We start from the raw sequence: 7,579 nt of genomic DNA on the forward strand, positions 1-7,579 counted from the left end.
GTTGCGCTCTACCAACTGAGCTATTCCCGCATTTCGGAAGTCTCTTTGCCGGAAGCAAAGAAGCCGCCATTATAGCGGCTTCTTTAAGGCTGTCAAGCATTGTGTCGGAATTTATTTAAACTCGCGCCAAGCCATTTTTAAGTAGTAGAACATCGACCAGATGGTTAGGACGGCGGCGAGTGTCATCAATATGTTGCCGATAAAAATAAAATTCAGGCCGTGGTAGTCGGTCATGCCTGCCAGCAGCAGCATGATGGCGGCCATTTGGGCGGTGGTTTTCAATTTGCCGATTTGGGCAACGGCCACGCTGCCGCGTTTGCCCATTTGCGCCATCCATTCGCGCAGTGCGGAGATGGTGATTTCGCGGCCGATGATGATCATGGCGAAGATGGCGTGGGTCCGGTGCAGGCTGACCAGCAGGATGAGGGCGACGGCCACCATGAGTTTGTCGGCAACGGGGTCGAGAAAGGCGCCGAAGTCGGAAGTCTGTTTCCAGCGGCGGGCGAGAAAGCCGTCAAACCAGTCAGTTACGGCGGCGGCGGCGAAGATGAATACGGCCGTCCAGTTGACGGTTTGGGGGTCTAGCCAGCCTTTGGGCAGGTAGAACAGCAGGGTGAAGACGGGAATCAGCAGAACGCGCATCCAGGTGAGCAAGATTGGTATGTTCCACGGCATGGGTATTTCTTTCCGGCGGGTTTGTTGTTTTTAAAGGAGTGGTTTGCTGTGTGGTTTTCAGACGGCCTTGAGGCCGTCTGAAAGGGGGCGGGGGCATTATAGCGGATTTGACGGCCGCTTCGGTTTTCATGGGGAAGGCTTTGTTTTAGAATGTTGCGCCGTTTGGACAGGCCGTCTGAAAGGTGCGGTTTGGTTTATTAGGATACACACATGTCTGTCAATCATTATGAAAATTTTCCGGTCGGCTCGATTATGCTGCCGCGCCGCCTCCGCAAGCCGGTTCATGCGGTTTATGCGTTTGCCCGCTATGCGGACGATGTTGCCGACGAGGGCGATGCGGACAATGATGCGCGTTTGGCGGCTTTGGCGGCTTTGCGCGCTGAGCTTGATCTTATCGGAACGGGCGGGATGCCGCAGACGGCCTTGATGCGCCGTTTGTATGAGGAGGCGGTGTTGCCGTTCGGTTTGGATTTGCAGCCGTTTTACGATTTGTTGTCGGCTTTTGCCCAGGATGTGGTGAAAACGCGTTATCAGAATTTTGCCGAGCTGGCGGATTATTGCCGCCGTTCGGCCAATCCGGTGGGGCGGATTTTGTTGCAGCTTTACGGTGAAACGGATACCCGCAGCCTGGCGCGGAGCGATGGTATTTGTACGGCGTTGCAGTTGATTAATTTTTGGCAGGATGTGGCGGTGGATTGGCGCAAGGGCAGGGTCTATATCCCGCAGGACGATTTGGCCAAATTCGGCGTTACTGAAGCGCAGATTGCGGAGGGTAGGGCGGATTTTGCCTTTCAGCGGCTGATGGCGTATCAATGCGGGCGGGCGTTTAAGATGCTCAAGGCTGGTGCGCCTTTGGGCCGGACGTTGAAAGGGCGTATCGGTTTCGAATTGCGGATGATTGTGGTCGGCGGGCAGATTATTTTGCAGAAGCTCGACGGCTGTCGTTACAACGTTTTCGAGCAGCGGCCGGTGTTGGGTAAGAAAGACTGGTGGCTGATTGTAAAACGCGCCTTCCTTAAAAAGTAGGCCGTCTGAAAACGAATCCTGTAAAAATTAAGGCGAGATTTTGAACCGAATGTGGAAAATACCGGCGCGGCGTTTGCCGTCCGGGTGCTTGGTGGCTGCCGCGGCGTTGCTGCTGTCGGCCTGTGCGGGTTTGCCGGATTTGGCCGACCGTACCGTTTCCGGCTATATCGATACGGACAGCGCGCCGCGTTTGGAAGCCGCGCTGCCGTCCGAGAGGCCGTCTGAAAAACAGACGGGGCAGAGCGGTGTTTATTTGTTGGCCGACCCGCGTGATGCTTTTGTCGCCCGTGCCATGCTGATTGAGCATGCCGACCGTTCGCTCGATATTGCCTATTACATCTGGCATGACGATGTATCGGGCAAAATGCTGTTCCAAATGCTGCAACGCGCCGCCCAAAGAGGTGTCCGCGTGCGCCTGCTGCTCGACGACAATAATACGCGCGGTATGGATGACGTGCTGGCGGCATTGGATGCCGAAGACAACATCGAAATCCGCCTGTTCAATCCGTTTCCCCACCGCAAAGTCCGCGCATTGGGCTATCTGACCGATTTCCCCCGCCTCAACCGCAGGATGCACAATAAATCGCTGACGGCCGACAATCAATACACCATTGTCGGCGGCCGCAATATCGGCGACGAATATTTCAATGTAACCACCGACATCGGTTTTGCCGATTTGGACGTGCTGGCCAAAGGCGAGGTGGCGGAAGACGTTTCGCGCGATTTCGACCGTTATTGGGCCAGCGGCTCCAGCTATCCGTTTTTCAGCATCGCGCCGCGGGCAGATGCCGAAAAAGGCCGTCTGAAACTGCACCGCTCTCGCCGCGACGATGCGGAAATCCGTGCCAGCTACCTCGACGAGCTTGCCGCTTCGCCGTTGGCCGCCGCCATATCCGAAGGCAATGTGCCGTGGCAGTACGCCGATGCGCGCCTCATCAGCGACGATCCCGCCAAAGGGCTGGCGCGCGATAAGGAGCTTCCCGCGATTGCCGACAGCCTGCTCGAGGCTTTGGGCAAGCCGGAGAAAGATGTCTTTATCGTGTCGCCTTATTTTGTACCCAGCAAATGGGGGATGGCGGCCTTGCGCGATTTGACGGCCAATAATGTGAAGGTAACGGTTTTAACCAACTCCCTGCGCGCCACCGACGTGGCCGCCGTGCATTCGGGCTATGCGCGTTACCGCAAAGACCTGCTGAATGCGGGCGTCGAACTGTATGAAGTCAAACCGGATTTCGCCCCGCCCAAGATTAGGGACAAAGGCCTGACCGGCAGTTCGGCCACCAGCCTGCACGCCAAAACCTTTGTGGTGGACGGCAAGCGGGTGTTTATCGGTTCGCTCAACTTCGACCCCCGTTCCGCCCGTTTGAACACTGAAATGGGCATGGTTATCGACCATGCCGAAATCGCCGGCGACATGCGGCAGGAGCTGGAAAAAATCACGCCGCAATACGCCTACAAGGTGGTGATGGACAAACAGCGCAAACGCCTGCGCTGGCAAGACCCGGACCGGCCCGACGTGTTGTTGAAAAACGAGCCCGACGCCGGGATTTGGAAGCGGATTATTTCCAATATTTTTTCGATATTGCCGATTGAAAAATTATTGTAAGGATGAGGCACATAAAGACCGTCTGAAAGTTTGCCGCTTTCAGACGGCCTTCAAATTACGGGGCGGATGCACGGCATCAGTCATGCCGGACGGCTATGCGTTCGATGCAAATCGGCATGAAAGGATTTTATGCCGTTGAAAAAATTAAATGAATATATTTTCAGACGGCCTCACACGCCCAAATACCCTTCCCTGCTGGCAAGCCATCTTGCCAGATGCGCCTCGACGATTTCGGGGTTTTGTTCAATCAGCAAGGGGGCGATTTCGCGCGCTTGTTCCAAGAGGTGCAGGTCTTCTTCGAGATTGGCGAAGCGCAGCATGGGGACGCCGCTTTGGCGCGCACCGAGAAATTCGCCGGGGCCGCGGATGTTGAGGTCTTGGCGGGCGATTTCGAAGCCGTCGGTGTGTTCGTAGATGACTTTCAGCCGCGCTTTGGCGAGTTCGCTCAAGGGTTCGGCAAACAGGAGGACGCACACGCTTTCTGCCGCGCCGCGCCCTACCCGTCCGCGTAATTGGTGCAGCTGCGCTAAGCCCATGCGCTCGGCGTGTTCGATGACCATCAGGGCGGCGTTGGGCACATCTACGCCGACTTCGATGACGGTAGTGGCGACCAAGACGTTCAGACGACCTGCGGCAAATTCCGCCATGACTTCGGCTTTTTCGGCGGCCTTCATGCGCCCGTGTACCAAGCCGATGTTGAGTTCGGGCAAGGCTGCCTGAAGCTGCTCGAGGGTTTCGGTGGCGGTTTGCAGTTGCAGGGTTTCGCTTTCTTCAATCAGCGGGCAGACCCAGTATGCCTGCTGCCCTTTGCGGCAGATGTTGAGGACGAAGCCTTCGACTTCGGCGCGGCGGACGTTGTTGACGAGGCGGGTTTTAATCGGGGTGCGCCCGGGCGGCAATTCGTCGATGACGGACACGTCCAAGTCGGCGAAAAAACTCATGGCGAGCGTGCGCGGGATGGGGGTGGCGGACATCATCAGCTGGTGGACGTCGCGCCCTTTGTTTTTGAGGGCGAGGCGTTGGGCGACGCCGAAGCGGTGTTGCTCGTCCACAATCACCAAACCGAGATTTTGAAACTCGACGTCGTCTGAAAACAGGGCGTGCGTGCCGACGGCAATTTTGACGGTGGCGTCGGCGAGTTTGGCTTTGGCTTCGTCTTTGGCTTTTTTGCGCTGGCTGCCGGAAAGCCAGACGACTTCGAGACCCAACGGCTCAAGCCATTGTTTGAACTTGATGAAATGCTGTTCGGCAAGGATTTCGGTCGGCGCCATCACGGCCGCCTGCGCGCCGGATTCGATGGCGGTCAGCGCGGACAAGGCGGCGACGATGGTTTTGCCGCTGCCGACATCGCCTTGCAGCAGGCGGTGCATGGGGTGGGTTTGCGCCATGTCGCGGCGGATTTCAGACACGACCCTTTCTTGTGCATCGGTCAGAGCAAACGGTAAGGCGTGGCGCAGGGCTTGGGTCAATGTGCCGTCGCCGCCCAATGCCGCTGCCGTGCCGCTGACGCGCTTCTGCCGCGCCAGCCGCATGGAAAGCTGTTGCGCCAAAAGTTCGTCGAATTTGAGCCGCTGCCATGCGGGGAGCGCGCCGTCGGAAAGCTGGTGGATGGTGAAGCTCGGCGGCGGCGAATGCAAAAGGCGCAGGCTTTCGGCGAGGTGCGGCAGTTTCAGACGACCCAATAAGGCATCGGGCAGCGTGTCGTGCAGCGGCGTAACGTCCAACGCCGTCTGAATGATGCGGCGCAAAGTGGGCTGGTTCAAGCCGTTTACGGTCGGATAAATCGGCGTGAGGCTTTCCGCCAAACCGCTGCTCTCGGCATCGCGGATTTTGGGATGAATCATCTCGTCGCCGTAAAACCCGTGTTTGATTTCGCCCACGGCGCGGATGCGTTTGCCGGCCGCCATCTGTTTCTGATGGCTGGCGTAAAAGTGGATGAAGCGCAGAAAAAGGACGCTGCCGGAACCGTCGGCGATTTGGACAATCAGCTGCTTGCGCGGTTTGAACGTGACTTCCTGATGGATGACCTCGCCCTCGACCTGACACGGCACGCCGATCGGCGCGTCCTTAATCGGCATGATGTGCGTCTCGTCCTCGTAACGCAGCGGCAAATGCAAAACCAAATCCCATGCGGTGTTGAGGTTGAGTTTGTCGAGCTTCTTGGCGGAAACGTCGGTGATTTTGAGCTGTTTCTGAGTTTCGGGCGTCATCATGGCTTTGTCCTTTAATGGCGCGTATTTTAGCCGAAAGGCCGTCTGAAAATGTTTTTTCAGACGGCCTCAATGCACGAACCCGCAGTTTCGGGCTGCGGGTTCGTGCGTTGGTTCGGTTTTTGAGTATCGATGAAAAGGCCTATATCGTATATGAAGTCTCCATGAAACGGATTGATTGGGATAACTGAAATGCAGGTGTTTAATGACCCGACCACTTAGTCGGTATGGGTATTATAGAGTAATGATAACAATTATCAAGATTTATTTTAAGAATATTTTTGATATATGCATAATAATATGATTTTAAAAAGAATAAAATTTAATGAAATATAATGGGAGCAGTATCCGCGTATCGGAAAAAAGCCGTTTCGCGTATAATCCGCCCCTTTCGTACCGCAAACCGTTATCAAAAAATGCACAACGATATTTCACAAACCGTCCGCCGCGACCTGCTCGCCGCCAACGGCCTGTCGCCTGAAGACCTTTCCCGCAGCCTGTCCGCCATCGGCGCGCACCACGTCGATTATGCCGACATCTACTGCCAGCGCACCGCCTTCGAAAGCTGGCACTTGGAGGAAGGCATGGTCAAATCGGGCAGTTTCCAAATCGACCAGGGCGTGGGCGTGCGCGCGGTGTCGGGCGAGAAAACCGCCTTTGCCTACGCCGACAGCCTGAACGCCGACAGTATCCGCCGTTCCGCCGAAACCGTGCGCGTCATCGGCGCGGCCGGACGTGAGGCGCACATCAGAACGCCGTCTGAAAAATACGGCAAAGCGGTGCACCAAACCGCCAATCCGATACACAGCCTGGATTCCGCCGCCAAAGTCGCCCTGCTTCACTGCGTGGAAGAGTTGGCCAAGGCGGCCGATCCGCGCATCGTGCAGGTGATGGCGGGGCTGACCTGCGAATACGACCTGATTTACATCGCCCGTTTGGACGGCCGCCACGCCGCCGATATCCGCCCTTTGGTGCGTCTGAGCATTACCGTCATCGCCAAACAGGGCGAACGGCGCGAAATGGGCAGCGCGGGCGGCGGCGGACGTTTCGACCTGTCTTATTTCAGTGACAAATTAGTAACGGAATATGTAAACGCCGCCGTGCAGCAGGCACTGACCAATCTCGAAGCGCGCCCCGCGCCGGCAGGGCTGATGAAAGTCGTTTTGGGCGGCGGCTGGCCGGGCGTATTGCTGCACGAAGCCGTCGGGCACGGCCTGGAAGGCGATTTCAACCGCAAGCAAACCAGCGCGTTTTCCGGAAAAATCGGACAGCGGGTGGCCGCCAAAGGCGTTACCGTCGTTGACCAGGGCGATATCGCCGACCGTCGCGGTTCGCTCAATATCGACGACGAAGGCAACGAAACCGGTCGTACAGTACTCATTGAAGACGGCATTTTGGTCGGCTATATGCAGGACGAAACCAACGCCCGACTGATGGGCGTGCAATCCACAGGCAACGGCCGCCGCGAAAGCTACGCCTCCGCCCCCATGCCGCGCATGACCAACACCTTTATGGAAAACGGCAGCCACGACCCCGAAGAAATCATCGCTTCGCTCGATAAAGGCATTTACGCCGTCAATTTCGGCGGCGGGCAGGTGGACATTACCAGCGGCAAATTCGTGTTCAGCGCGTCGGAAGCGTGGTGGGTGGAAAACGGCAAACTGCAATATCCCGTCAAAGGTGCGACCATAGTCGGCAACGGCCCGGAAGTGTTGAAACACGTTTCCATGATAGGCAATGACAGCGCGCTGGACAAAGGCGTGGGCGTGTGCGGCAAAGACGGGCAGAGCGTGCCGGTCGGCGTCGGCCAGCCTACTTTGCGGATTGATGCCGGTCTGACCGTGGGCGGCAGCGAGGCTTAGGCAAAGGGTCGGTGAAAATCTAAAGAGGCCGTCTGAAAAACAGTTTTCAGACGGCCTCTTGTTTGTGCCGGTGTAACGGCACGGACTTTAAAACCAAGCGGAAACAGTGGCGAACAGCCAGGAAAGGCCGCTCCAAGTCCATTTGGCCAACGCTATGGTTCCCCAAGTCGAGACCTTTGCAAAATTCCTTTTCCTCAGCA

The 7,579-nt window shown here is 56.9% G+C and carries 6 protein-coding genes and 1 tRNA gene (1 of these 7 running past the window's edge); 4 read left to right on the forward strand and 3 right to left on the reverse strand.

The features are described 5' to 3' along the window. Together HMPREF3107_RS00730 and pgsA are read right to left on the reverse strand one after the other, a co-directional pair. A tRNA-OTHER gene (locus HMPREF3107_RS00730) sits at window positions 1-30 on the reverse strand; it reaches 52 nt to the left of the window's first position. Between the two features lie 81 nt (window positions 31-111). Beyond that, the gene (pgsA, locus tag HMPREF3107_RS00735; protein WP_070452118.1) at window positions 112-675 is read right to left on the reverse strand and encodes a CDP-diacylglycerol--glycerol-3-phosphate 3-phosphatidyltransferase; all 564 of its coding nucleotides are present in this window, start codon (window positions 673-675) and stop codon (window positions 112-114) included. Window positions 676-885: 210 nt separating this feature from the next. On the opposite strand from pgsA, the gene hpnC reads away from it, so the two are divergent. After that, on the forward strand, window positions 886-1,701 hold the full coding sequence (hpnC, locus tag HMPREF3107_RS00740; RefSeq protein WP_070452121.1) for a squalene synthase HpnC: 816 nt from the start codon (window positions 886-888) through the stop codon (window positions 1,699-1,701). Window positions 1,702-1,750: 49 nt separating this feature from the next. After that, window positions 1,751-3,307, forward strand: coding sequence for a phospholipase D family protein (locus HMPREF3107_RS00745; protein WP_070452124.1), 1,557 nt, complete (start codon window positions 1,751-1,753; stop codon window positions 3,305-3,307). 170 nt (window positions 3,308-3,477) lie between these two features. On the opposite strand, the gene recG is transcribed toward HMPREF3107_RS00745, so the two are convergent. Next, on the reverse strand, window positions 3,478-5,520 hold the full coding sequence (gene recG, locus HMPREF3107_RS00750; RefSeq protein ID WP_141742793.1) for an ATP-dependent DNA helicase RecG: 2,043 nt from the start codon (window positions 5,518-5,520) through the stop codon (window positions 3,478-3,480). Window positions 5,521-5,534: 14 nt separating this feature from the next. Here recG and HMPREF3107_RS12030 point away from each other — a divergent pair, with 14 nt between their 5' ends. Next, a complete protein-coding gene (locus tag HMPREF3107_RS12030; RefSeq protein ID WP_162817037.1) occupies window positions 5,535-5,708 on the forward strand; it encodes a hypothetical protein in 174 nt (57 codons plus the stop codon). 225 nt (window positions 5,709-5,933) lie between these two features. Continuing rightward, window positions 5,934-7,379, forward strand: a complete 1,446-nt coding sequence (tldD, locus tag HMPREF3107_RS00755; protein ID WP_070452167.1) for a metalloprotease TldD — start codon at window positions 5,934-5,936, stop codon at window positions 7,377-7,379. The last annotated feature ends 200 nt before the right edge of the window (window positions 7,380-7,579 follow it).

Origin of the sequence: Neisseria sp. HMSC31F04 (genome assembly GCF_001807735.1) — a bacterium.
Taxonomy (GTDB): domain Bacteria; phylum Pseudomonadota; class Gammaproteobacteria; order Burkholderiales; family Neisseriaceae; genus Neisseria; species Neisseria elongata.